Annotated in this window: 27 protein-coding genes; 13 read left to right on the top strand and 14 right to left on the bottom strand. The window is 53.8% G+C overall.

Annotated features, from left to right (window positions below):
- Positions 1-2: 2 nt before the first annotated feature.
- The 4 genes from ABIE64_RS06120 to ABIE64_RS06105 form a co-directional block, all read right to left on the bottom strand.
- A complete protein-coding gene (locus tag ABIE64_RS06120; protein WP_063092335.1) occupies positions 3-782 on the bottom strand; it encodes an anti-sigma factor family protein in 780 nt (259 codons plus the stop codon).
- On the bottom strand, positions 779-1,282 hold the full coding sequence (locus tag ABIE64_RS06115) for an RNA polymerase sigma factor (protein WP_063092336.1): 504 nt from the start codon (positions 1,280-1,282) through the stop codon (positions 779-781). Before ABIE64_RS06115 ends, ABIE64_RS06120 begins: the two co-directional genes overlap by 4 nt.
- Positions 1,283-1,375: 93 nt before the next feature.
- Complete coding sequence (locus ABIE64_RS06110; protein WP_110252574.1) at positions 1,376-1,762, bottom strand: COG4315 family predicted lipoprotein; 387 nt, start codon at positions 1,760-1,762, stop codon at positions 1,376-1,378.
- Positions 1,763-1,855: 93 nt separating this feature from the next.
- Positions 1,856-2,977: an ABC transporter substrate-binding protein gene (locus tag ABIE64_RS06105; protein ID WP_063092337.1), complete on the bottom strand. Its 1,122-nt coding sequence runs from the start codon at positions 2,975-2,977 to the stop codon at positions 1,856-1,858.
- Between the two features lie 153 nt (positions 2,978-3,130).
- Between ABIE64_RS06105 and ABIE64_RS06100 the strand changes: the two genes are divergently transcribed.
- On the top strand, positions 3,131-3,796 hold the full coding sequence (locus ABIE64_RS06100) for a response regulator transcription factor (RefSeq protein WP_007088617.1): 666 nt from the start codon (positions 3,131-3,133) through the stop codon (positions 3,794-3,796).
- Positions 3,793-5,199 (top strand): sensor histidine kinase, encoded by a 1,407-nt coding sequence (locus ABIE64_RS06095; RefSeq protein ID WP_037988904.1) that lies wholly within the window; start codon positions 3,793-3,795, stop codon positions 5,197-5,199. Before ABIE64_RS06100 ends, ABIE64_RS06095 begins: the two co-directional genes overlap by 4 nt.
- An 8-nt stretch (positions 5,200-5,207) precedes the next feature.
- Here ABIE64_RS06095 and ABIE64_RS06090 read toward each other — a convergent pair whose 3' ends face one another.
- Positions 5,208-6,185 (bottom strand): DNA-binding response regulator, encoded by a 978-nt coding sequence (locus ABIE64_RS06090; protein WP_223304911.1) that lies wholly within the window; start codon positions 6,183-6,185, stop codon positions 5,208-5,210.
- A gap of 134 nt (positions 6,186-6,319) precedes the next feature.
- Here ABIE64_RS06090 and ABIE64_RS06085 point away from each other — a divergent pair, with 134 nt between their 5' ends.
- The 3 genes from ABIE64_RS06085 (at position 6,320) to ABIE64_RS06075 (ending at position 9,563) form a co-directional block, all read left to right on the top strand.
- Positions 6,320-7,486: an EAL domain-containing response regulator gene (locus ABIE64_RS06085; protein WP_354376899.1), complete on the top strand. Its 1,167-nt coding sequence runs from the start codon at positions 6,320-6,322 to the stop codon at positions 7,484-7,486.
- Between the two features lie 177 nt (positions 7,487-7,663).
- Complete coding sequence (locus ABIE64_RS06080; RefSeq protein WP_246832230.1) at positions 7,664-8,056, top strand: putative pterin-binding protein; 393 nt, start codon at positions 7,664-7,666, stop codon at positions 8,054-8,056.
- A 43-nt stretch (positions 8,057-8,099) separates the two neighbouring features.
- Positions 8,100-9,563 (top strand): sensor histidine kinase, encoded by a 1,464-nt coding sequence (locus ABIE64_RS06075; protein WP_354376898.1) that lies wholly within the window; start codon positions 8,100-8,102, stop codon positions 9,561-9,563.
- A 46-nt stretch (positions 9,564-9,609) separates the two neighbouring features.
- Here ABIE64_RS06075 and ABIE64_RS06070 read toward each other — a convergent pair whose 3' ends face one another.
- The 4 genes from ABIE64_RS06070 to ABIE64_RS06055 form a co-directional block, all read right to left on the bottom strand.
- On the bottom strand, positions 9,610-10,824 hold the full coding sequence (locus ABIE64_RS06070; RefSeq protein ID WP_063092341.1) for a response regulator: 1,215 nt from the start codon (positions 10,822-10,824) through the stop codon (positions 9,610-9,612).
- Between the two features lie 22 nt (positions 10,825-10,846).
- Positions 10,847-11,317, bottom strand: a complete 471-nt coding sequence (locus ABIE64_RS06065) for a response regulator (RefSeq protein WP_007088624.1) — start codon at positions 11,315-11,317, stop codon at positions 10,847-10,849.
- A 210-nt stretch (positions 11,318-11,527) separates the two neighbouring features.
- Positions 11,528-11,998, bottom strand: coding sequence for a DoxX family protein (locus tag ABIE64_RS06060; protein ID WP_082822657.1), 471 nt, complete (start codon positions 11,996-11,998; stop codon positions 11,528-11,530).
- A 38-nt stretch (positions 11,999-12,036) separates the two neighbouring features.
- Complete coding sequence (locus tag ABIE64_RS06055; protein WP_037989206.1) at positions 12,037-12,738, bottom strand: pirin family protein; 702 nt, start codon at positions 12,736-12,738, stop codon at positions 12,037-12,039.
- Between the two features lie 138 nt (positions 12,739-12,876).
- On the opposite strand from ABIE64_RS06055, the gene ABIE64_RS06050 reads away from it, so the two are divergent.
- Complete coding sequence (locus ABIE64_RS06050) at positions 12,877-13,788, top strand: LysR family transcriptional regulator (protein ID WP_063092342.1); 912 nt, start codon at positions 12,877-12,879, stop codon at positions 13,786-13,788.
- 63 nt (positions 13,789-13,851) lie between these two features.
- On the top strand, positions 13,852-14,673 hold the full coding sequence (locus ABIE64_RS06045; RefSeq protein WP_354376897.1) for a sirohydrochlorin chelatase: 822 nt from the start codon (positions 13,852-13,854) through the stop codon (positions 14,671-14,673).
- Between the two features lie 10 nt (positions 14,674-14,683).
- On the opposite strand, the gene ABIE64_RS06040 is transcribed toward ABIE64_RS06045, so the two are convergent.
- Positions 14,684-15,616, bottom strand: a complete 933-nt coding sequence (locus ABIE64_RS06040; RefSeq protein WP_063092343.1) for a LysR family transcriptional regulator — start codon at positions 15,614-15,616, stop codon at positions 14,684-14,686.
- A gap of 100 nt (positions 15,617-15,716) precedes the next feature.
- Entirely contained in the window at positions 15,717-15,893 is a 177-nt protein-coding gene (locus tag ABIE64_RS06035; protein ID WP_156484574.1) for a hypothetical protein, read from the bottom strand.
- 234 nt (positions 15,894-16,127) lie between these two features.
- Here ABIE64_RS06035 and ABIE64_RS06030 point away from each other — a divergent pair, with 234 nt between their 5' ends.
- Positions 16,128-16,577 carry a PaaI family thioesterase gene (locus ABIE64_RS06030; RefSeq protein WP_062950308.1) on the top strand — a complete coding sequence of 150 codons (450 nt, stop codon included), beginning with the start codon at positions 16,128-16,130 and terminating at the stop codon, positions 16,575-16,577.
- A 28-nt stretch (positions 16,578-16,605) separates the two neighbouring features.
- Positions 16,606-16,887, top strand: coding sequence for a hypothetical protein (locus ABIE64_RS06025; RefSeq protein ID WP_354376896.1), 282 nt, complete (start codon positions 16,606-16,608; stop codon positions 16,885-16,887).
- Between the two features lie 754 nt (positions 16,888-17,641).
- On the opposite strand, the gene ABIE64_RS06020 is transcribed toward ABIE64_RS06025, so the two are convergent.
- Positions 17,642-17,896: a hypothetical protein gene (locus ABIE64_RS06020; protein WP_354376895.1), complete on the bottom strand. Its 255-nt coding sequence runs from the start codon at positions 17,894-17,896 to the stop codon at positions 17,642-17,644.
- Positions 17,897-18,003: 107 nt separating this feature from the next.
- Here ABIE64_RS06020 and ABIE64_RS06015 point away from each other — a divergent pair, with 107 nt between their 5' ends.
- Entirely contained in the window at positions 18,004-18,282 is a 279-nt protein-coding gene (locus tag ABIE64_RS06015) for a metal-sensing transcriptional repressor (RefSeq protein ID WP_354376894.1), read from the top strand.
- A 24-nt stretch (positions 18,283-18,306) separates the two neighbouring features.
- Complete coding sequence (locus tag ABIE64_RS06010; protein WP_354376893.1) at positions 18,307-19,617, top strand: MFS transporter; 1,311 nt, start codon at positions 18,307-18,309, stop codon at positions 19,615-19,617.
- Positions 19,618-19,700: 83 nt separating this feature from the next.
- Here ABIE64_RS06010 and ABIE64_RS06005 read toward each other — a convergent pair whose 3' ends face one another.
- Together ABIE64_RS06005 and ABIE64_RS06000 are read right to left on the bottom strand one after the other, a co-directional pair.
- Entirely contained in the window at positions 19,701-21,278 is a 1,578-nt protein-coding gene (locus tag ABIE64_RS06005; protein WP_354376892.1) for an aldehyde dehydrogenase (NADP(+)), read from the bottom strand.
- Between the two features lie 608 nt (positions 21,279-21,886).
- Entirely contained in the window at positions 21,887-22,618 is a 732-nt protein-coding gene (locus ABIE64_RS06000; protein ID WP_354376891.1) for a GntR family transcriptional regulator, read from the bottom strand.
- 315 nt (positions 22,619-22,933) lie between these two features.
- On the opposite strand from ABIE64_RS06000, the gene ABIE64_RS05995 reads away from it, so the two are divergent.
- Together ABIE64_RS05995 and ABIE64_RS05990 are read left to right on the top strand one after the other, a co-directional pair.
- Positions 22,934-24,019, top strand: coding sequence for an ABC transporter ATP-binding protein (locus tag ABIE64_RS05995; RefSeq protein ID WP_354376890.1), 1,086 nt, complete (start codon positions 22,934-22,936; stop codon positions 24,017-24,019).
- A gap of 27 nt (positions 24,020-24,046) precedes the next feature.
- Positions 24,047-25,363 carry an ABC transporter substrate-binding protein gene (locus tag ABIE64_RS05990; protein ID WP_062950322.1) on the top strand — a complete coding sequence of 439 codons (1,317 nt, stop codon included), beginning with the start codon at positions 24,047-24,049 and terminating at the stop codon, positions 25,361-25,363.
- Positions 25,364-25,396 lie beyond the last annotated feature (33 nt).

Here is a 25,396-nt window from a genome sequence, read left to right as displayed (position 1 = left end):
TTTCAGGTCGGCAGCTGCGCGTAGATGCTGCGCGCAGCACTTTCCAGAAGATCCCGATCAAATTCGCCACTTAAGGCATAACCGATCCCCTGATCGACCCAGTAAAAGGTGCCGATAGACCCTTTCTGATCATAGCGAAATGCCGTTGATCCATTATCAGGATCACGTGCGATCATTACGGTCAGTCTTGCACCACTGCCATCCTGATACATCAAAAGCGCACCGGGTTTGCCATCAAAGGGCACCAATCGCCCACCAACGAGTTCGAAACCCTGTGTTTCCAGATCAGGCGCCGTCATCGACATGCCAAGACGTTTGCCTAGCCACGTGACCAGATGATCCTTTTCATTGGCGTAGACTTCTACCGGATGGCGAACTTCGCTGGCATAAATTCCATATCCGTCACGTGATGCCTTTTGAAGGATGTCGATATAGGAGGCTTCACGGCTGGTTGGGCCAATGATTTTTTGTCCCAAAAGCGCGCTGGCCCCTCCGGCGATAAACAGGATCAAAGCCGCAGCAAGGTTGCGCCAGATTGTGCGATGATGTTCTGTTGTTGATGCGCGACGTCGTGATAGGGGAAGTCCCAGATATGCATCAGGTTCGGGGAACAGATCCCTAAGAATTACATTTTGTCTGCGCCAGGTTTCAACCTTTTGCCGGTCTTCAGGGTGGGTTTCAAGCCAGTCGTCGACAGTCTGTCGACGTTCATCAGATAATTGGTTGTCGACCCACGCATGAAGATCATTTTCGGTTACGGATGTGTTGTTCCTATCGTTCATCTGGAACTCCGTAGTTCAACAATATTGTTGCCGGAAAGCTGTTTGGCAAGGAAGTGACGGGCACGTGACAGGCGTGACATTACCGTGCCTACCGGTATGTCAAGAATCTCTGCAGTTTCGCCATAGCTGTATCCTTCAATCGCCACCAGCATCAATACAGATCGCTGATCGGTCGGCAGTTTTTCCACTGCCTCGCGAAAGGCATAATGTTCGACAGTCAGATTGGGACTTTGCAGACCCGGATCGCTGTCGGTGGTATTGATTGGGACATGTGGCGGGGTGCGGCGGTTTTTGCGCAGGTTATTGTAATTCAGATTGGTCATGATCCGTGTCATCCATGCGCGCAGATTGGTGCCGCGCCAGGATGCCTCGTTTTCCACAGCATTTGTCAGGCAGTCCTGCAACAGGTCTTCGGCATCGTGCGATGATCGGGTCAGGCTGCGCGCATAGCGGCGCAATTGCGGGATCAGATCAAGCATCGCCTGACTCTGTCGCGACATCACATTATCCTCCGGGCAGCACGAAACGAATTTCGTACTGCCCCGGAAGACTTGCAAAACAAATTGCAATCAGACCTGTTACGGATTGGTCGCTTAAGGACGGGCAGCATCCCAGATATCCTTGAAGCCATGACCCGTTGTGTCGCCTTTTTTAGTGTCTTTGACCCAGAAATAGAGCGGTTTTCCGTCTTTGGCCCATTGCATTTCGCCGGTTTTACGCTGGATCAGGCCGAAGTTGCCATCCGCAGTTGCACCGGCTTTGGCAATAAAGGGCGGCCAAGCACTTGCGCAGGCATCATAGCAATTCGATTGTCCGTCCGTGTCCTTGCGAAAAGTGTAAAGGGTCATGCCATTTCCACCGGCAAGTACCGGGCCAATGCCGGTTTCAACGGTCATGGTATCGGGAGCAGCAAGGGCGACGGTCGAAAGCGGTAGGGACATCACAGTGAACAGGCCGGCAGCGATCATAAGCTTCTTCATGAATTCCTCCTTGGAACAGGGACGGATCGAAAATCCGCCTTCATCAAGCAAGACACCGCCGCATGGTATTTTATTCCGGCCGATACAAAATTTTTACCGGCGATTAAGCAATGCATCCTGCCAGCGGCTTAAAAACCGCTGGCGTTTTGCCTGATCGAGATAAACCAGAAGCCCGGGCCCTACAGGGAATGATCGGACCCGTTCGCCGTAGCGGTCAAAAATCAGCGACGAAAACGGGCTGGGTGGGACATCGGGGCGGACCGGGTTAAAATTCCCTTCATCCTGCAGGATGCTCTGGCCTTCGATAGAAAGGATATAGTCAAGGAATCTGCCGCCAGTTTCCGGGTTGCGCGCGCCGCGCGGAATGATGGCGATACGGGAATAAACAACGATGAAATCATCAGGCAGGATCACCCCAAGATTGGGGTTTCGGTGACTGAATGTTTCTGCATATGATCCCAGCAAATTGTATCCTAGGACCAACTGACCGTCGGCGATTTTTTCAAGCATCGGGGATGTGTTGGAATACAGTTTTACCCTTGCCTGCCCCAGTGTGCGGACAAAATCCCATATCCCCGAAAAAAAGCGTTCATCGCGTGCCAGAAACAGGAAGCCAACCCCGCTGCGCTCGATATCATAGGTCGTGACTTTTTCGCTGAGCAGATCGTCATGATCGTTCAGAAGCCGGATGAGGTCGTTACGTGTTCTTGGAGGTTCGAGATTGTTTTCGCGAAAGAACTGCCGATTATACGCCATTACGGCGGGTTCTTGCGTGACGGCAAATGCTTCGTTGCGCCAGCGCGCCCAGTTTGGCAAAGCGCGGGTCTGATCGCTTTGATGGGAAATGGCATAACCGTCATTCGCCAGTTTCATCTGCAAGTCCATCGAAGAACTGATCACCAGATCGGCGTTTGGTTCTCCGGCTTCATGCTCCGCCAGGGTCTGGTGATACATTTCCAGCGTTTGCAGCTGATGATATTCGACGCGAATTTCGGGGTTACTTTGCTGGAAGCCATCAATCACAGGGCGAAAGGCCTCGATGTCGGCCGATCCATAAATGACGACAGTTCGACTTTCCGATAACAGGTTCTGTTCCGGGTCGCCGGGACCTACATTTTGCTGTGCAGGAAAAACAAACAACTCGGCAGACGCGGGAAAAACGCGGAAAATTGCTGCGCAGAAAACTGCAATAATGATAGTACTGCGCAGGTTCATTGCTTACAGGCCCTCATTAACCGTTTACGCGCAGGCGTGATGCCAGATGATTATATCAAGGCTTTCCCGATCCGGCAAAATCTGGAAAATTCATGTGGTTCGGGCAATATGTACCAGACCCTTCTGGTTTAACAGGGGACCGGACCCGATACAATGAGAGTCCTTGTCGTAGAAGATCACGCAGCACTTGCCGATGGCATCGCCCGCTCCTTGCAGTTGGCGGGCTATGCGGTTGATGTGATTTCCGATGGCGAGGAAGCGGATGAAATTCTGCGTACACAGGAATACGGTCTTGTGGTGCTTGATCTCAACCTTCCCAGGATGGACGGACTTGAAATACTACGCCGGTTGCGTCATCGCGGGTCAGAAAGTGCGGTGTTGATCCTTACGGCCCGCAACGATATCGATGATCGTGTGCGCGGCCTTGATCTTGGTGCGGATGATTATCTGGCAAAACCGTTTGAACTGATCGAGCTTGAAGCGCGTGTGCGCGCCCTTATGCGTCGCCATTCCGGTACGCATAATACCCGGATCACCTGTGGCCGCCTGACATATGATACCGTAGCCCGCCGTGCGATGATTGACGGCGAGGATATCGAAATTCCAAGGCGAGAACTGAATATCCTTGAGATTCTGTTGCTGCGGCTTGGGCATGTCTTATCCAAGGAACAGATTACAGACCAGCTTGCCGGATTTGAGGATGATATCAGTGCAAACGCGGTCGAACTTTATATCAGTCGATTGCGCAAACGCGTCGAAACGGCTGATGTTAAAATCCAGACCATCCGCGGCCTTGGCTATCTGCTGAAAAAAACATGAAGTGGCGTAACGCATCCCTTCGCCGACGATTGCTGATCTGGCTTCTGATCCCGTTGCTTCTGATCAGTTCGCTGATGCTGTTCGAGGTGCGCAGCAATGCCGTGCATTCCGCCAATCAGGCGTTTGATCGTGCGCTTCTGAGTTCTGCACTGGCAATTGCTGATCGTGTGGTTCTGATTGGCGGCCAGATCGAGGTTGACGTGCCTTATGTCGCGCTTGAGATGCTGACAAGCTCCGCACAGGATCGGGTTTTTTATCAGGTCAGTACCGCACAAGGTGAATTCATAACTGGTTATGAGGAATTACCACCGGTTCCCGAAAAACTGATGCCACTACTTGAAGAGCCGGTATTTTATGACGCGGAATATAACGGTGAACGTGTGCGGATCGGGGCGTTATCGCGGTATGTTGCCAGTGCAAGGATGGCGACCCGTTTTCATGTACTGGTCGCCGAAACTACCGGAACACGCGAAAGCCTGAGCGAGGATATTCTGGCACGTGCCGCTGTCCGGCAATTCGGACTGATCCTGATTGCGGCTCTTATTGTCTGGTTTGGGATCGGGCAGGGGCTTAAACCGCTGGCGCGATTGGAAGAGGCACTTAACCGAAGATCGCCTTCGGACCTGAGGCCGATTTTGCATGATGTTCCAACCGAAGTGCGCCACCTTGTCGGGGCGATCAACCATTTGCTGAAACGCTTGGAAAATACGCTTTCGACCATGCAGCGCTTTACAGCAGATGCCGCGCATCAGTTGCGGACACCATTGGCGGCGTTACGTACCCAGGCCGAGCTGGGACTGCGTGAAAAGGACCCGGAAAAGCTGCATGATGTCATGGAAAAGCTGGCGGCATCAACGCGTCAGACATCCCATCTTGCCAATCAGTTGCTGGCATCTGCACGGTCCGCGCCCGAAGGTCTGGCCGGACGACCCTTTGTCCGTATTGATCTGGGCGAGATCACCCGCGCGGTCACGGGCAGCAAGGTGCCCGAGGCACTGGAACGCGGTATTGATCTCGGATACGAAGGGATTGACGGGGCGGCCCCGATCATGGGCGATGCGACGCTGATCGAGGAATTGCTGAAGAACCTGATCCACAATGCGTTGACCTATTGTCCGGAAGGCAGTTCGGTCACGGTTCGGTTAATGCCCGAGGCAGGTAACACTGCATTCATCAAGCTGGTGGTGGAGGATGACGGGCCGGGCATTGCGCTTGAACATCGCAAGCATGTGTTCGAGCGGTTCTATCGCGTGTCGGATGGCGGGGAAGACGGATGTGGTCTTGGCCTGTCTATCGTGCGCGAAATCGCCTTGCGCCACGATACCCGTATCGGGCTGGATGAACCCGAAAATCACAGCGGCGCGATCTTCTCGGTGCGTTTCCGATTGGCATCAGACCAATAAAACGCACTTTAACGGCGAAGGGCTGGGATGGTCGACAGCACGGTTTTCATTAATTGCGGCTGCCTGTTAACTCCGATTTTGGAAAACACCGTTTTGAGATAGGTGCGCGCCGAGCTTAGCGAAATACCTACCAGATCTGCGGCCTGATCAAGGGACATTCCTTCTGCCAGTTTTTGTGTCAGTTTGGCCTCGGACCGGGTCAGACCAAACACATCAATCAGATCATCAATTGTTGGCGGCCCCATTCGTTCAGGTTCAACCAGAATGAACACAAAACTGTCTTTCTTGTCAGCACCATTTCGTACACGACGCAGGAAAACCGAAAGGGCACCCTGTTCATGATCAAGCGAGAAACCGCGTTGCATCGCAGGGACACGACCGGCGGGGGGGTGCAGAAACCGATCCAGATCATCCGGGGCATTGTCGATCAGAAGCCGGTTTTCAGGATTAACCTGCATGGCGGGTGATCGGCGTAGCATTTCCGCAGCCTGTGCATTCATATGTGAAATCGCAAGCCGGTCATCGGTTGCAATCAGCCCCAGATGAAAGAGATCCAGGAATGCCGCGGGGATTGTATCGCGGCTTTCTCCGCGTTTGCGGGCGATTTCGGTTTCGATGCCCTCAAGAACCGTCTTCAGGGCGGTAGGTTTGGGGTAGAACCGAAATACACCGAATTCATTGACCGCGGTTAATGCTGATTGCAGATCGGCATAGCCGGTCAACATGACGATGATCAGATCGCTTCGAAGATTTCGAAGCTTGGCCGCCAGCTCAAGCCCGGTCATGATCGGCATGTGAATGTCAAGGATCGCCGCCGTAACATCGGGATCACCAGAAATTTCTGCCAGCGCGGTTTGCGGATTGTTGAAATACAATCCCTGCCAATGCGGGGCGAGACGCGCGAAATTCCGCCGGTGCGATGACAGAAGGTTTTCATCATCATCGACAAAAGCAATGCGGACAGGCTGATCCGACACCATTGTCATGCACACTCCACATATGGGGATATTGGTGCGTCCATCCTGACATTATTCTTCGGTATATCAAGACCTGTATGAACTGGTGAAGATCGTTCGTGCCCAGAATCTTTAAGGTTTCGTACTAACCGGAGTTGTTTCAGATGAGCGTTGCTGCAGCCGATCTTCCGACGGTTCTGATAGTAGATGATGATGAGAATCTTCTGGCTTCGGTGTGCCGTTCTTTGTCCGGAAGCTTTAATTTAGTCAAATATATCAATGGTGAAGCAGCTCTTGAATGGTTATCCAAAAATCGTTCGGGGGTGAATATCATTGTAGCTGATCTGGTGATGCCGACGATTGATGGAATCAGCTTTCTGAAACGTGCATTTCGGTGCGCCCCCGATATTCCGAGGATTCTGCTAACCGGAAATATTTCGGCAGTTCCCATGCGTGAAGCAAACGGTCTGGCAAAAGTCAGTAAAATTCTGACAAAGCCGATTTCGATTTCGACCTTCAAGGAAGTGCTTTTCAAGACGATTGAGGACAAACGTAAAGAAAGTCATGCTGATCAACTCATTGCCGATACGTTGAATGAGCTTCTTGATCAATCCTTAGTCACAACCGCGTTCCAGCCCCGTGTCAGTGCCGAAGACTTTTCGCGAACGGGGGGCGAGGTTCTTTACCGAATGTCTGATGTGCATAAAGGTTATGATATCGGGAAAATCATCAGGCAGTGCCAAAATCAGCCTGTCATGGATCGTCTGACGATGTGTTTGATGGATATGACGATTAATTCAGCGCCTGTTTATCGCAAAATTCTGGGTTCAGGTGCCCTGTTGTCACTTAATCTTGATTATGCCTCGGTTTGCAACAGCCAGTTCGTTCAGGCTTTGTCTGGTTTTGCTGCTGAAATGCAGAAATATGGTTTGGAAGTCGCGTTTGAAATTCATGAAATGCAGCTCGGCAAGATTGACGAAAATTTTATAAAGAACGCGAGGTTTCTCTCAGATCGCGGAATACGAATTTTTATCGATGGGTTTGGGGCTGATAAAGGGGCGTTGGAGTTGCTGCGCTACGAATTTTTTGTTGGCGTTAAACTTGATCGTCGATTGATTCGCCAGGTGATGGAAAATGACGATACGGGAAGGTTTATTTCTTGGATTGTCCAGATATGCCGACAGATTGATTATTCGGTCATCGCCACCGGCGTTGAAAATGAGGCAACAGCCCTTCGTCTCAGAAGTTATGGCGTTGATGAATTGCAGGGATATCTGTTTGGTATGCCACAACCGATTGAAGAACATATTCCAAGTATCTTTACGAAATGAACCGGCCATACAGCCATTTTTTCCGGTCCAGCTATTGTTGTAACCCTTTGGCGTGACCAATGTGTAAATCAGTTTCGGAGTATAACTATGATGATGAAAACGATCATTAAATATACGATGGCTTTGTGTGTCATCGGTTTTCTCTCAACGGAAAACGCCCGAGCAGCCGGAAGGCTCATGCTCTCAAACACGGGCGGCGAAACGGTTACGGTCTCGTTTGAGGAGTTGACCAAGCTGCCTAGCACCGAGTTCTACACTTCGACCCCATGGACGGATGGTGTTCAGAAGTTTCAGGGTGTCGATTTCGACGTTCTGTTCGATACCTATGGCATCACCGCCGATACAGTCCGCGTTTCTGCGCTAAATGATTATAGCGTCATGGTTCCGGCTGGTGTCCTGCGTCGTGACAATGCCATCCTAGTTTATCGACTGAATGATGCGGAAATGTCGGTACGAGACAAAGGACCGTTTTGGGTTGTGTTCCCCTATGACAGCGATACCCGTTTCCAGACTGATACCTATTGGTCTTATTCCGTCTGGCAGGTGAAGTCGATTGATGGGCAAAACTAGAAATTTTCTGTCAAAAATATCGAACAGGGCCATTTTTTCAATTTTGGCTCTGTTCGTTGTTCTTTATGGGGTTTTCTCGATCGCAATCGTAAGAAAGCTCGAAGATGAGAAATTTGCCTATCGCGAAAATTTTGCATGGGCAGTTTTCCAGATTCAGCGGCAGTTCCTCGAAATTGAACGATATATCGAGTATGCCCGTTCCGATGGCGTTGTTGAGAGGGAGGAGCTTGAAAAGGTTTTACTGGAATATGAAATCTTTGTTAGCAGAACCCTATTGGTCAAGCAGGGCGAAGGGTTTCAGGTTCTGGCGCAAATCCCGGAAGTTGCCGGTCTGCTAGAAACGCTTGATCAAAAGATTGCCCGCATTGATGAGCGGATCAAAAGCGTATCGAATTCGACAGCATTGCTGGAATTCATCCACGAAGAACTAGAGTCGATCGACGATCCCCTGCAGCAGGCGGTGGTACGGACAACAAATTTTGTGTCGGTCTACAATGCAAGTAACATCGCAAGCGTAAAGTCGGACATAGAGATTCTGTCCTACCTATTCTTTTCCGGGATGATCGTGATGATCGGCCTGGCGATATTTGTTATTCGCCACCGTCAGCGTGCTTTTGCGGCTGATATTGATGCAAGACGTGCTCGGCAGGAACAGGAAGTCATCGAAGAAGCGGCAGATTACGCAAAAATGCATGCTTTGGGGACTTTGGCGGGTGGGGTTGCACATGAAATCAATACGCCGGCCCAATACATTCAGAACAATCTTGAATTCCTTTCTGACAGCTTTGACGATCTCGTTCATGCCATTCGCAAGGATGGGGGGGATGGGGCTGCCCGTCTTGAACTGGCGCCGGAACGGATCGATTTTATGACCGAAGAAATACCGCTTGCGATCCGCGAGAGTATTCAGGGGCTTGATCGTATAGCGGAAATTGTTCGTGGCATCCGAAAATTTGCCCATCCTACAACGGACTCTGTGGAACGGATTTCCATCGCCGAGGAAATTGAAACAGCGATAACTTTGACACGTAATCAGGTCAAACATGTTGCCGAACTCGAACAAAGCTATGATACGGACGTCACCGAAGTTGAAGGGCGGCGGAACCATTTGTCACAGGCCCTGATCAACCTGATCGTCAATGCTTCGCAGGCGATCCGCGAGTCGGGGCAACGTTCCGGCAAAATCAAACTGAATGTCACGTCGGACGCTGAGAATGTTTTTATCCGATTAAGGGATAATGGCGGTGGTGTTCCCGAGGATTTACGAGATCGAATTTTCGATTATTTCTTCACGACCAAGGAACGGGGCGTTGGGACGGGGCAGGGTTTGCCGATATGTCGGAAATTGATTCAGGACGATTTTAACGGTGACTTGACCCTTTCCGCTCCGGACGGCGAAGGGGCGGAATTCGTTATTCGAATTCCGAAACCCGGTATTCGATCAACTGATGATGATAGCGCATTGAATTACACCGCGACCGATGAATTCTATGACATCCGGTCGTGATGTTCATGGTCGTCGGTATCGTTTGACTGAAATGGAAGGTGATTGGTCAGGCTTGGTTATCGCCAAGTGGGGCACAATGACGTTCCCAATTCGCCCATTTTTGCTGGGCATCACAATGGGCGATGAAACCCGAAGCGCGATCATATTTTGCCGCCCGGATATGACGGTCATTGCCAAACTTGCGGGCAAAATGCTGAGCTGCATAAACGATCAAAAGAGACAGCGAGTCACGGGTTGGCGCAGCTTCGGGGCGATGATGAAAAGCAATGTTTTCGACAATTTCGTGCTTGAAACCCCAGAGAGCGGCCAAGCATGCCGATACGGCAGGATGAGACACTCCAATCTCGCCGATCTCAGTGGAAATGATATCGCATTGATCGTCGTCGGCCTGCTTGCGGCTTAAAGCAACCTGATCAGGTATTACATGCTCCATCACATTCAGGCCGATATGACACAGCAATGCTGCTGCCCGAATCAGATCAATTGTTTCTGAGGGCATGCCTTCAAGTTTTGCGATCCCGGCCGCCATATTGCCCAGAATGAGGCAGCGATCTATTGGCTGGTCGATATTGTCAGGGTCAAATCTGGTTTGCTGTCCATGCAAGGTCCAAATGACACATAGTGCCTTGATGGTTTCAAGACCGAACAGGTCAATCAGGGTAACGAGATCCGGACCCTCTGTTGGCAGGATCAGCTTTTCGCGCCGCGCCATTTCGCATACCAGCATAATAAAACCAGGATTTTCAAAGGAGAATTCCTGTAGTTCGTTCTGACTGTGTGGTCCCTTATATTGCAGAATTGCATGAAGCCGGTAAAACACCGGGGGCCAGACAAGTTCAGCAGGCATGCGGTACAGAATATTGATCAGCTGGGGGTCTCGCAGATAGTTGCGCAGTATCAGGCCACGTTCGATGGCATGAATAACTTCCTGATCGCTGCAGGGTTTCATCAGGAAATGATGGGTTGCCGCAAGACCGGTCTGGATAGCCTGTTCATCGGCGTAGCCGGAAAGAAGGATGCGTGCGGTATCCGGATATTTCCGGGCAACAGACCGAAGCAATTCTGCCCCGTCCATCTCGGGCATGCGCATGTCCGAAACAATGACATCTGCACTATGCTGATCCAGATTTACGAGTGCTTCTGCGCCGCTGGTGCAAAACCGCAGTTTCCAATTCGGGCGTTTGGATACGATACGGCGGCGTAATCCGCTGAGGACATGGGGGTCATCATCGACGAAAATGATTGAAGCGCTTTCTGGCATCCCGGCTCCTTCGCGGAAGGGTTCAGGCAATTGCTGCCATCAGGCTGGCAGCATCGCAGGGCTTTGACAATACAAATGCGGCTCCGACCGATACGGCTTCTTTACCCATATCCGGATCAAAAAAGCCGGTCAGCATGATCATGCGGGTGCCTTCTGCATGTTTGATTTGTCGGCGTTTGATTTCATAGAGCGTTTCGATCCCCGACATGCCGGGCATCATGTAATCAATCAGTATGACGTCATAGCTTTGCTGTTTTCGCGACAGTTGCGCCATCATCTGAAGTGCGGTTTCACCGTTTTCTGCAACATCGACGGATTGTGCTCCGCCGCTGCGCAAAATCCGACGGATAGAGAAGCGGACTTCGATACTGTCGTCCACGATCAGGAACTTTTTCTGCGCGTTCGGTTTGCCAAAAGCATTGTCACCCTTACAGCGACGCAAGCCATCGGCAATGGCAATATCATTATGGCTATTGGATTTTATCGCGTTCATTTCTCAAACTCTGACCGTAATGGTTTCCTGAAGACCGGTTGATCAAAATACTGGTTCAGTTGGCAGTCTTTTATGTGTGCATGTTACGTCGGTTGAGAAGAGCCACATATCCCTATATAGGGAGGGAAACAAAAAAAGGGCTGCCGGTAAGGGCAGCCCGAAGTCGTTGTTCAGGGAAGAGGGAAGATCGTTGCGTTAGGGTGAGCAAGATCAGAATTCGATACCAATCTTGCGATCGATCGAATATTTTCCGCCGCCACGGATCAGGACCGAAAGCGCCATCAGCCCCCAGAAGACCGGCATTTCAAACCCGGCATTGTTCCATGCATACCCGTTGGGCAGATGAATGGTGACCGCAACAGCCATAAAGGCAATCACGGCGGCGGCTACCGGGCGGGTCAGAAGGCCCACAGTCAGCATCAGGCCGCCCACGAATTCCAGAAGCCCGATCAGAAGGGCAAACAGGAAGCCCGGGGCAAAGCCGATGCTTTCAAGCCAGCCAGCCGTACCTTCAAGGCCATAGCCACCAAAGGCACCAAACAGTTTCTGGGCACCGTGCGGGACCAGAAGAAGACCCGTGGTGACGCGGACGATCACGGGTGAAAGAGGTTCAAGGGCAGTCCACAGATTGCCAAGGGCCGGGATAATCGGACGTGGTTTGGTGTGTTCAAGGGACGACATATTCGTTTTCCTTTGAAGGGTCGGACCGGAAGACCGGCTCAGGCGACCATGTCAAAAACAAGAGCTTCGGCTTCGGTTGCGTCGGTGAAGACAAGTTCATCTTCGTCCCGGATGGCGGCACCATCGCCAGCCTTCAGGGTTTCGCCATTAACGCTCAGCATGCCGCGCGCTACTTGCACCCAGGCAATCCGGCCCGGTTCGATTTTATGGGATGCTGTTTCGCCTTCACCCAGATGGGCAACGTAAAGGTCAACATCCTGATGAATGGTGATCGATCCATCCCGGCCGGTGCGGCTGCCGATCAGTGACAGGCCCGAACCCGTATCGGAACGTGCGATTTCCTTTTCCTCGTAACCCGGTTCGAGGTTCGCGGCTTCGGGTATGACCCAGATTTGCAGGAAATGAACCGGCTTCTCCTTGGAATGGTTGTATTCCGAATGACGGATGCCGGTACCGGCAGTCATGCGTTGCAGGCGGCCCGGACGGATAACGGAACCGGTGCCAAGGCTGTCTTTGTGTTCAAGCGCGCCATCAAGCACATAGGAAATGATTTCCATATCCTTGTGGCCGTGGGTGTCAAAACCGGCACCGGGGATAACCCGGTCTTCGTTAATCACGCGCAGCGGGCCCCAGCCCATCCGTTTCGGGTCGTAATAGTGACCGAAGGAAAAAGTGTGATGGGAGTCAAGCCAGCCAAACTGGGCGCGGCCACGGTCTGCGGATTCGATCTTGGTAATCATGTTGGTCTCCATCAGTTGAATGCTGTTCGTTGGAGCCAGAATACGCTTTTCGACAAAAGTGACAATTATCTTAATAATGTGCATACTGTCGCAAATTATGCGACAATTGTTGTGGTCTTCGCCAGATGGAGCGTGCGGATGGACAAGCTGGTAAGCTTGCAAACCTTTGTAAAAGTGGTTGATGAAGGAAGCTTTGCCGCAGCGGCACGTGCTATCGGGCAGTCACGATCCCAGGTTAATCGTGCTGTTATTGCACTTGAAGAAGACTTGGGCGTGCAGCTTTTGAACCGTACGACCCGTCAGGTTGCTGTCACGCCAAGCGGGCGCGCTTTTTATGACCGGGCCAAAGCGGTTCTTGCCGATTTGCGCGAAGCAGAAGAAGCCATTCGTGAAAACCGCGCAACCCCGTCGGGGGATATTCGCATCAATGCGCCGATGTCCTTTGGCACCCTGCATCTGGGGCCTGCTTTGGTCGATTTTGCCCGTGAATACCCTGAAATACGGGTGGAGCTGGCACTTTCGGACCGGTTCATCGATCCGGTTGCTGATGGTTACGACATGACGGTGCGGATCAGTCAGCCAAGCGAGACATTGGCACTGATTGATCACGAAATCATTCCGATGAACCGGGTTCTGTGTGCATCGCCGCAATTCATCCGAAAGCATGGCGAACCTGTATCGCCCCGTGATCTGGCAACCTTGCCTTGTTTGCATTACGGTAGCTTGCCCGCCGGGTCGAGCTGGAAGATGACCGGACCGGACGGACCGGTTTCGGTGCAGGTGAATGGCGTGTTCTGCTGCAACAATGCCGAGGTTCTGCGTGATGCAGCCCTGGCTGATCTCGGATTGGTATTATTGCCGACCTTTATCGCCGGTCCGGATTTGCAAAGCGGCAATCTTGTCAGTGTTTTGTGTGATTATGCCTCGCCAGAGCTTTTCCTGTATCTGTTGTATCCGCCCAGTCGGCAGTTATCGGCGCGTATCCGGCTTCTGGTTGATTTTCTTTATGACCGGTTTGGCGGGCAACCGCGTTGGGATCTGGTACAATAATCTGCCTGTGGTGAAATCCGATCTCTTGCGAGGTCCGTATCAAGCATTAGATCTGGACCAGCTTTGGAACTGTTCAAGGACATGGCGGAATTCGATATGCCGACCCTGATGATTGTGTCGCACGGTAACAGTGGTAATGGCGGTGATCCTGCGGGAACACTGGCAGAAGCCGTGCGCGACCATTGGTCTGGTTTTGTGCATCATGGCTATATGCGCAGCCAGCCCTCGGTTGCGGATCAATTGGCAAAGCTGAAACGCAATCATGACGCCAGCGAACTGATCGTCTTTCCGCTGTTTTTCAGTGAAGGTTATCTGGTGTTTCAGGAATTGCCGCGCAATTTGCGTGATGCCGGACTTGATCGTGCGGTAATTCTGCCGCCTGCAATCAATTTGCCCGGTTTTGCGGAGATGGTTTCACGTCATGTGAATTCTGCGATGGTGCGGCGTGGTTGGGATTGTTCGGAAACGTCGGTATTTCTTGTGCCGCATGGCCTTAAAACCCTGACCAAAGCATTGCCGGAAACCGTCAGGCTTGCCAATGAAGTGGGTCAGTTCTGCCCCGATGCAGAAATTTGCATTGGAAATATCGAAGGCAACCCGTCCATTCGCGATTGGCGGAAAATTGGCTCGCGCAAACGGGCTGTGATTGTTCCGATGCTGGCTGGCGGCGGCACGCACGCCACCACCGATCTGCCGGAAATGATTGCCGGGCAACCGGATGAAGCCATTGAGATACTTGATCCGATTGGCGAGTGGGCCGAATTACCCGACTTGATCCTGAAGGAAGCCGCAAAATACGTCCGGTCTGAAATGGGCAGGCCAAATCTGCGGTTAAGCGCGAATGCCAAAGACGGCCATGCCGCAAGCAGTGCAGCCATTGTATAAAATCGCGTGATCAGCCAAGACCCGGTTTGACTGTTGTTTCGGACGATTTCTTTAACAGATAGTCCCGGAATATTTTCGCCGAACTGGTCAGGGTATCTTCGCCGTCATGCACGATCAGCAACTGGCGTTTGGCCCAGCTATCGGCAATCGGTGCGCCGGAAATATTCATGTGATCAATGTAACCGGCAACCGAGCTTTGCCGCAGGAAGCCGATGCCAAGTCCGGCGGCGATCATCTGGCGCAAGGAGCCGAAACGCATGACCTTGATATGCGGATGCATATCGTGATGCAGTTTGCCCGCCGCCTCGCTGATCAGGTCATCAATCACGCCGCCTTCATGCAGGGAAATGATGTCGTATTTCGCGGCTTCGGCAAAGGTAACCGGGGCGGGATTGGATGGATCGGGGATGAGCGGATGGCCTTTGGGCGTCACGACCCAGATCGGGTCGTCGCAAAAGACGTGGTTCGACAAACCCTGACAGGGGCCGTTATCGGCCATGATCGCCAGATCGGCCCGGCCTTCGCGGACGGCATCAGAGGACTCGCGCGATGTCAGTTCGCGGACATCGACGGTCACATCGGGGAAATCACGTTGAAAATCGGCCAGAAATGCAGGCAGTCCGGTGAGGATTGCCGAGGTTACGGCAGCAAGATAAATCTTGCCCTTTTCGCCGGTATTGAAATCGCGCAACTCGTTTGACAGGTGATTAAGATCACCCAGAAGCTTTTCGCCGTAGCGCGCGAAAATGGTACCTTCCTCTGTCGGTTCGACACCGCGGGGCAGACGACGCAGCAGCTTGACGCCAAGCATGGCTTCAAGTTCGCCGATGCGGCGACTTACAGCCGATGTCGCGATATGTTCGCGCCGGGCGGCTTCATTGATGCTTCCGGCGCGCACAATGGCGACAAACAACCGGATCGTGACGATATCAAACTTTTGCATTCAACCGTTTTCGGTTGTTTGGTTGAAACCGTCAAGGGCGATGAATTGTCACCATCTTCTGGATGCCAATCCTCAAACCCGCAGGGTCAGAGAGGGCGAATTAGCCCTCGACCTGACGCCATGCATTGTTCCATTCGGTCATCAGTTCATCATGGGTGCGTGCTTTCGACGCTTTCATGATCACGGCGACCTGAAGCGCATGAACAAGGTTGGTGAACCAGTTGACGCGAACTTCGCGTTCGATGGTGGTGGTGTCTTTAAGTGCAAGCGTTGCCATGGTTAGGTTCCTTTGCGTCTGGGGTGATTTCAGATGTACCAGAAGCCGTTCGAACCCACTATTCTCGTTTCACCGCTATCCCCTTCTTGTTTGGAGAACGATAGATATAACTAATTGATATTAAGTGATTAATTTATATCGCAACGCACAATCTATTGCCAAACTCGGATGGTCCAAAATGTTGGATTTATCTGCTATAGCTTGGCAAACAGGATTAACGCAAAGGTCGGCGACATGAGTGATGTGAATGACAATCTTGCCTGGGAACAGGCGCATGGTAGCGGGCTTCAGGCTTATCTGGGCTATCAGGTTGTTGAATGGGAAGAAGATCGTGCGGTGGTGGAACTTGAAATCAGGGATCATCACCGCAATCGTGCGGGCATCCTGCATGGTGGCGTGATTGCGACCCTGATGGATACGGCGTCGGGCTGTGCTGTCTGTTACTGTGCTGTTCCGGGGAATGTCCGCAAATCTTTGACCCTGTCACTGACGACCAATTTCATCGGGATGGCAACCGGCGGCACGGTGCGGGTTGAGGGACGCAAACAGGGCGGCGGGCGCAAGATCGTCTTTACCGAAGCCACGGCCTATAACGCGGCGGGCGAAGTGATCGCAACCGCGACCGGCACCTTCAAATACCATCGCGGCAGCGAGGACCCGAACGGGGTGCCGCGCGACGCATAGGGTTTATGAAAATACAGGACGGCCCCGGATGGTTGCCTGCTCCGCTTTTCTGACCGGGTATAAAGTTTTTCAAAAAGTTCTTGATTTGTTCTTTTTCTTATGGCATAAAAGTAAAGTCAACGGGAGAAATGCACCCGGACCGAAACCCGCGAAGCGCCTTGTGCGCCTCGCGGGTTTTTGCGTTTGGGGCGGGATCAAAGAGGTGATCGGGATGCAGCGGCAAGGATTGAGGCAGGGCGGCGGGGCAATCCGCAGGATGCTCATCGGCGGATGGCGAAGCCATTACGGCGGTGTTCCGCGCCGGTTCTAACACGCTTTTAACACCCTTATTTGTCATGACGGGAGAGGTGCGTCTTATCGGGGAAGCGACCCCGAATTTGCCGAAAGTGGCAGCAATGGCAGCAGCGGCAGCAGTGATTTGTGGTCCGTCGGTGGTGGACAGGTTGGGGGCAGTACGCCCGAAAACCGTCTGCTGGTGAAAATGGCAGCGGCCCGAGGTTTGTCTGGATGTCGGGGTGGCAGGTTGCCGCCTTGGCCGGACGGTGATCGAGGCGGCAGAGAGCCCGATGATTGTCAGTCGGCGACGGTTGGGTTGCTGGAGGCCCGAGGTTTGTCCGGCGTCGGTGGTCATGGCACTGGCGAAAGGGACCGGAGCGGGCAGTGAGGCCGTGGGCGATCTGTGGGTCGTCTGGCGGAGGTCATAGGTTTGGCCGGGCTTCGGTGGTCATGGCATTGCCGGAAAGGACCGGAGCGGGCGGTAAGCCTGTGGCTGTCAGTGGGCCGTCTGGTGGTGGGGCTTGTGGAGGTCTGAGGTTCGTCCGGGCATCACCCTGTTGCCGCGCTTTCGGAGTCTGGCGTTCCTATCCTGCCATTGCCTCGAGGACCATTCGGGACCATCCGGGAGATCGAAGGGCATGGGCCAGATCAGATGAACCGCTCCCGTTAAGGCGATTGAAATCGGATTATTTGCCAGAAGGTCGCAGTCATCGTTTCGAAATTGCATCTGGTGCCATGCAGGAATTTTCCCCCTTGCACATGCAATGCACAAGGGGGAAAGGCATCTGTTAATAGGTTCGTTTCAGTTCGCTGTAGTTTCCGCCAACTTGCAGGGTAACAGTCACATCCTGTTTCCCGCGATTGCGCCAGAACCAGCCGTGATATCCGGTGAAACGTGCCGTGATCTCACCCTCGTCTTCGGGGATCGCCCGGCCTTTTTCATAGCTGACGGATTGCCCGCCGGTCCCGTCCCCGTGAAGGTCGAAATTTACGGCACCGCCCTCGACAACCCATTTGAACGGGGCAACCGCGCCTTCTTCCATGACCAGCTTGTATTCGGCACCCTGTCACGGTTTTGCTCTGCCTCTCCTGATATCTGTGTCACGATGGTCGCTTGATTTATCCCCCCAGGGGGGATAGGTTCATCTATATGACAGAAGACGTTTCACACGCAACCCATCCCGACATCGTCAAGCGATTAAAGCGCGCCGACGGTCATTTGCATAGTGTCATTTCAATGATCGAAGGAGGCCGTCCGTGCGAGGATATCGCCCAGCAGCTTCACGCCGTTGAAAAGGCCATCTCGCAAGCCAAACGCATCCTGATACAGGATCATATCGACCATTGTCTCGACACGGCCTTTGCCGATGCCCCCGCCGCCAGTCCCGCATCGCTCGACGGGTTCAAAAAGATTGCAAAATACCTGTGAGCCCCCGCCTTTCCGAGGTTCCCCATGCTTTCCGTGCTGTCGGATCGTCGCTATCGCAATTTGTTTCTGGCCCAGATTTCATCGCTGCTCGGTACCGGGCTTGCAACGGTCGGCCTGTCGCTTCTGGCATTTGACCTTGCCGGGGCGGATGCCGGGATGGTCCTTGGCACTGCCTTTGCCATTAAAATGATCGCCTATGTCGGGGTTTCCCCCTTTGCTGCGGCATTGGTCGCCCCGTTGCCACGCCGCCCGGTTCTGATCGGGATGGATCTTTTTCGTGTGCTGATCGCCGCAATGCTGCCGTTTGTCACTGAAATCTGGCAGATTTACGTTCTGATTTTCCTGCTGCAAAGCGCGTCTGCCGCTTTTACCCCGACATTTCAGGCCACCATTCCGGAAATCCTGACCGACGAGGAACGCTATACCAAGGCACTGTCGCTGTCCCGGCTGGCCTATGATCTTGAAAACCTGATCAGCCCGCTGATTGCGACATTGCTGCTTACGGTCATGACGTTTAATGCGCTTTTTGCCGGGACATCGGCGGGATTTGCCGTGTCAGCCGCATTTATCCTCGCCGTAAGCCTTCCTGCTCCGGCCAGGCTTACCGCCGACAGCTTTGCAAAACGCCTGTTGCGCGGGGTACGCATCTTTACCCGGACGCCGCGCCTGCGCGGATTGATGGCGATCAATATGGCGGTCGCGGCCCTTGGTGCCCAGATACTGGTCAATACGATTATTGTTGTCCGTGACACGCTTGCGCTTGGCGACAGCGCGGTTGCCATCACCCTTGGGACGTTTGGCGCCGGTTCGATGCTGGCGGCTCTGGTTCTGCCGGGTATTCTTGCCCGGACCCGCGAACGGACCGTGATGGTTGCCGGTGCGCTTCTGGGGACACTGGCCTTTGCCGGTCTGGCATCATTCCTTCTGATCGGTGAACTGGTATGGCCGGTTCTTCTGATTGTCTGGTTCATTACCGGCTTTGGCTATTCCGCAACCCAGACACCTTCGGGACGCCTGTTGCGCAAATCAGCCCATGACCGGGATCGGCCATCGATTTTTGCCGCCCAGTTTGCCCTGTCTCATGCCTGCTGGCTTGTGACCTATCCGCTGGCTGGCTGGTTTGTTTCACAATACGGATTTCAGGCGGGTCTGGTGCTTTTTGGCGCAATCGCCCTGCTCGCGACACTGGCCGGAGCCTTGTTATGGCCTGCGAGCGACAGCGACGAAATCGAACACAGCCATGATGATCTCCCCGCAGATCATCCGCATTTGCAAGGGGCGCGCAGCCATCGCCATCCTTATGTAATCGATGAAATCCATTCCCGATGGCCTTAAAGCTGTGCCGACCGCAGGATCGATTACCAAAAAGGGCGCGCCTTTGTGACGCGCCCTTTGCAGATTGATTGATGTGGCCGGGATTATTTCGGCATCTGCCATTTGCCGTTTACAAGGCGCGGGATGTTAAGCGGGTTCGCGTCCTTGAGGGCTTCGGGCAGCAATGCATCCGGGAAGGCCTGATAGGAGACCGGGCGGATGAAGCGTTTGATCGCGAGCGACCCGACCGATGTTGCACGGGAATCCGTGCTTGCCGGATAGGGGCCGCCATGCACCATGGAATGGCAAACCTCGACCCCGGTTGGCCAGCCATTGATCAGGATGCGGCCAGCACATTTTTCAAGGGCGGGGCGCAGTTTCCCGGCCAGTTCGGCATCGGCATCAACCATATGAACGGTCGCGGTCAACTGCCCGATCAGGGTTGCGGAGAGGGAAACCATTTCTTCGGGCGTGTCGCATTCGACAATGATGCCGGCCGGGCCGAACATTTCTTCGGCCAGTTCGGGGTTGGCCTGCCAGTCGGCAGCCGTGGTGCGGAAGATTGCCGGGCTGCCTTCGAACGGGCCGTCGCTGTCGCGGCGTTTAAGCGCGCAGGTTACCTTGGCGTGACCGGCCATCGCATCGGTGACATGATGATAGGCGCTTGAAACGCGGTCGGTCAGCATGGCGGCACCGCCAACCTGACCCAGTTCGGCGGCAGCAGTTTCGACAAAGGCATCAAGATCAGCACCTTTAAGCGCGATCAGAAGACCCGGATTGGTGCAGAACTGGCCAACACCCATGGTGAGCGATCCCACCCAGCCCTTTGCGATTTCAACGGCCTTTGCACCCATTGCTTTGGGCATCAGGAAGACCGGGTTGTTGCTGCCGAGTTCGCCATAGAACGGGATCGGTTCCGGGCGGGAGACGGCAATATCAAACAGCGCACGACCGCCACCGGTCGAACCGGTAAAGCCGACCGCCTTGATCAGCGGATGGGCGACCAGTGCCTGACCGACCTTGCGGGTGCCGCCATGGATCAGGCTGAACACGCCTTTGGGCATGCCGGTTTTTTTAATTGCGGCTTCGATGGCCTTGGCAACGACTTCGGACGTGCCGGGGTGGGCCGCGTGGCCCTTGAACACGACCGGGCAACCCGCCGCCAGTGCTGATGCGGTATCCCCGCCTGCGGTCGAGAATGCCAGCGGGAAGTTTGACGCGCCGAAAACACCGACCGGGCCAAGTGCCTTATGCATCACGCGGATGTCCGGCTTTGGCAGCGGCTGACGATCTGGCTGGGCGGTTTCGATGCGGGCTTCGAACCATGATCCTTCTTCGATCCAGTCGGCAAAGAAGCGCAACTGGCCCACGGTGCGGCCGCGCTCGCCGGTCAGGCGTGCAGCGGGCAGGGCAGATTCAAGATTGCCGATTTCGGTGATTTCATCGCCGCGCGCATCGATTTCATCGGCAATCGCGCGCAGGAAGGCCGCGCGTTTGGCCGGCAGCATCGCCGCAAATTCTTCGGCACAGGCATTTGCCGCCTGAACCGCCTGATCCACCAGTTCCTCGGTGCCGTGCTGGAACTTTGTTGGCAGTTTTTCACCCGTCGACGGATTGTCGGCCTGAAACACATCCGGACCGTTCAGCCATTCGCCTGCAATATAGTGCTGTCCATTCAGCATGGAGCCTCCTGTGGGGTTGGCGTGTTTGTATGATGATACCGTGCAAAGGGTTGGGCCGTTGATTGCGGTAATCTGCAAACGCCCGATTTGCGCGGTTTTCTTCGGCGCAGCTTAGGAAATCGGGGCGGCGATGTAAATATAATATTATATGACAAAATCGACATCGGCAGCCGCAAGTAGAGATTCAATCAGTTAAGCATTATTGGATAATTTATACAATTATATTTGGTCAGAGAAAGCGACGGGCGTGTGGGCCCGTCAGAATTCAGATTATTGACAAAGCCCGGAATGGATCAAAATCGTCATTCCGGGCAAAGCGGCGCGCAGACCCGGAATCCATATCCCATTGAAAGAGACTGGATTCCCGCCGTCGCGGGAATGACGATCTGGTTGGGAATGCTGTGTCAGTAGCCTGCGGGCGTGTATGCCCGTGCCGTATAGTGCTGCGCTGTGTTGTGCCGCGCATTACGGCCAAGGATTACTGGCTAGGGATTTCTGGCCAAGGATTTCTGGCGTGTCCGGGCGGAAGCTGCGCGGTCCGCCCCATGCCTTATGGAAGCCGATGGCGGGTGCTGATATTTGAAAATCCCGACCCATCACTGGCCGGATTAGCTGGCAACCGATTTGGGATTTCGGCCAAAGATGCTGGCGAAATCGGTTTTGGCTGGTTTGGGGCGTTGAAGCTGTAACCGGTCGCGAATGGCATCAAGGTGTTTGGCCATTTCGGCGGCTGCCGCGTCCGGGTCGCCGCCCAGAAGGGCGTTTAACAGCGTTTCATGTTCCGAATGAGAGCAGTCAACCGGTTGCGGGCTTTCATACATCGCAATGATCAGCGAGCTTCGCAGGATCAGGCGTTCCAGAAATTCCTCGATCACCAGATTGCCGGCAAGGCGGGCCAGCAACAGGTGGAATTCCCCCGACAGGATAATGGCGGCGCGATGATCGCCGGCATGATGGGCCTGATGTTCGCGTTCCAGATGTTCGCGGATCTGGCTTGCGCGGTCGGGCGTCATCTTGGCGGCGATTTTACGCACCACGCCGTCTTCGATCATGCGGCGGGCCGAAAAGACCTCGATCGCCTCGTCAATGGCGGGCTCGGCGATGAAGGCCCCGCGATTGGGGACCAGATTGATCAGCTTGTCATGGGCCAACTGTAAAAAGGTGGCCCGGATGCGGGCACGGCTGACCGAGAATGTTTTGGCAAGATCTTCTTCGATCAGTTTCATGCCCGGTTCCAGCCGCCGGTCAAGAATGGCACCCAGCATTTCCTGATAGATCAATTCTTCCGGGCGAAGTTTACCGCTGCCTTTATAGGGGGTGGGCTGTGCGGGGTTGGCCATCGCGGCGCATCTTTCCGGTTGTTCATTCGAGGGGTCAATTCTTTTCTACAAAATTGTTGACGATCTGCAAAACAAAAAAATGCGGCAATCGTTTTGGATGAGCCGCGACGGCTTTGCCTTCGGTTTAATCAAAAGAATGCTTCTGTGCAAAAATTGCGCACAAATTGCGTATGAATCGGGCATTGGCCGGTTTTGTCGCCCTATGGTTTCGGGTGAACGTCCCGCAAAACTGCCGATCCTGAAAGTGGCATGCAATTTGCCTACAATCAAAAATATGGATTGTTAACAATTTTGCATGCAGTAACGGGTGGGCGCATGAAGGGTAACGGGGCCATTGAGTTGATCGCTGTCAGTAAGCATTACGGCAGTACCATCGCAGTCAAATCGATCGACCTCAAAATACCGGCAGGGGCCTATTGTTGCCTGATTGGTCCATCCGGCTGCGGCAAAACCACGACATTGCGCATGATCGCCGGGCATGAGGTGATCAGCGAGGGTGATCTTCTGATCGGGGATCGCAATGTCACCGAGCTTCCGCCGGTCAAGCGTGGCACGGCCATGATGTTCCAGAATTATGCATTGTTCCCACATATGACCTGTATGGAAAATGTCGCGTTCGGCCTGCGGATGCAGGGCATTTCAACAGCAGAGCGCAATGAACGGGCCAAGGAAATGCTGGCCCGCGTCCATATGGAAAAATTTGCGGATCGCAAGCCCGATCAGCTTTCGGGTGGGCAGCAGCAGCGCATTGCGCTTGCACGTGCCTTGATCACGCAGCCCTCCGTCCTGTTGCTTGACGAGCCACTTTCAGCGCTTGATCCGTTCCTGCGGGCGCGGATGCGCGACGAATTGCGCCGCCTTCAGCAGGAGCTTGGCATCACGTTTGTCCATGTCACCCATGCCCAGGACGAGGCGCTTGCGCTTTCGGACATGGTTGTTGTCATGGAAGACGGTGTTATTCGCCAGAAAGGCACGCCCGAGGAAATATTCAACAAGCCGCGTTCGCGCTTCATCGCCAATTTCATGGGCGGTCAGAATATCTTCAAGGGAACGGTTTCGGAAAGCAGTCCGGCGGGCACGCTTCTGAGCCGTGGTCCCGATAGTTTCTTCCTGCCCGGTTATGGCGGTGGTGCCACGGGCGAGGATCTTGAATTCACAATTCGTACCGACCTGATCGGACTGGGTGAAACAGCGCCCGGTGATGCCGAAAACGGTCAGATTCCCGTCGAAATCACAACGGTCGAGTATCTCGGCCTTTGGGTGCGGATTGTGGCGACGACCAATGACGGCAAGGAAATCACCCTGATGAAGACCGAAAGTGAATTTCGGCAGGCGCCCGTGCGCCGGAAGGAAAAGTTCATCGCCTACTGGAAACCCGAACACGCGCATGTTCTGGCCTAAAAAAACATCATTTATCAGGAGCTTCACATGACGACCGACAATTCCAAAACGACGAAAAACCTGCTTTCGACCAAGGAAGTCACCCGCCGCGGTTTTGTTAAAGGGGCGGCTGCGACTGCCGGTGTCGCGATTGGTTCAGGTGCGATCACCGGTTTCCCGACCATCTGGGCGCAGAACATCAAGGATGTGACATTGCGCCAGTTCGGTACGGGTGTTTCAAACATCAACGCGGTTGCCGACAAGGTTAAGGAAGACCTTGGTTTCACGCTTCAGATGACGGCCCTTGATTCCGATGCGGTTGCGCAGCGTGCGGTCACCCAGCCGAAATCGTTTGATATTGCCGATATCGAATACTGGATCTGCAAAAAGGTTTTCCCGGCGGGCACCATGCAGCCGATGGATACCACCAAGCTTAAAAACTATCAGTATATTTCCAAGCTGTTCATCGATGGCAAACTGACCCCGGATTCCGAGATTGCACAGGGCACGGCACCGCACACGGTTGGCTTCGTTGAAGGTGCCGACAGTGTCGAATTTGCATCTGCACCGACCCAGTGGATGACCCTTGTTCCGACGATTTACAATGCGGATACGCTGGGCATTCGTCCCGACCTGATCGAACGCCCGATCAATAGCTGGGCCGATCTGCTTGATCCGGCCTTCAAGGGCAAGGCGTCGATCCTGAACATTCCGTCCATCGGGATCATGGATGCGGCCATGGTTTGCGAAGCCATGGGTGAAGTCACCTATGGTGACAAGGGCAACATGACCCAGGAAGAAATCGACAAGACGATTGCGATCATGATCGATGCCAAGAAAGCCGGTCAGTTCCGCGCATTCTGGAAGAGCTTCGATGAGTCGGTCAACCTGATGGCATCGGGCGAAGTCGTGATCCAGTCGATGTGGTCACCGGCGGTTGCTGCCGTTCGGTCCAAGGGCATTGCATGCAAATACCAGCCGCTTAAGGAAGGGTATCGTGCATGGGGTGGTGGCATTGGTCTTGCCAAGCACCTTACCGGCCTCGAACTTGAGGCGGCGTATGAATATATCGACTGGTACCTGTCGGGCTGGGTCGGTGCGTATCTTAACCGTCAGGGTTATTACAGTGCCGCCCCGGCAACGGCACAGAAATTCATGTCCGAAGACGAATGGGGCTTCTGGATGGAAGGCAAGGAAGCCCAGGGCGATATCCTTAGCCCGGATGGCAAGGTGATGGAAAAGGCCGGTGCGGTTCGCGATGGTGGTTCGTACGAGGAACGCATGGGATCGGTTGCGTGCTGGAACTCTGTCATGGACGAGAACAAGCACATGGTCCGCAAGTGGAACGAATTCATCGCCGCATAAGGCATCTGAATTTGATCGGGCGCAGCTTTGGTT

The sequence above is a fragment of the Thalassospira sp. MBR-102 genome (assembly GCF_040549275.1).
Classification (GTDB): Bacteria; Pseudomonadota; Alphaproteobacteria; order Rhodospirillales; family Thalassospiraceae; genus Thalassospira; species Thalassospira xiamenensis.
Note: the sequence above shows the minus strand (reverse complement) of the source record. Positions and strands in the feature narration are given on the sequence as shown.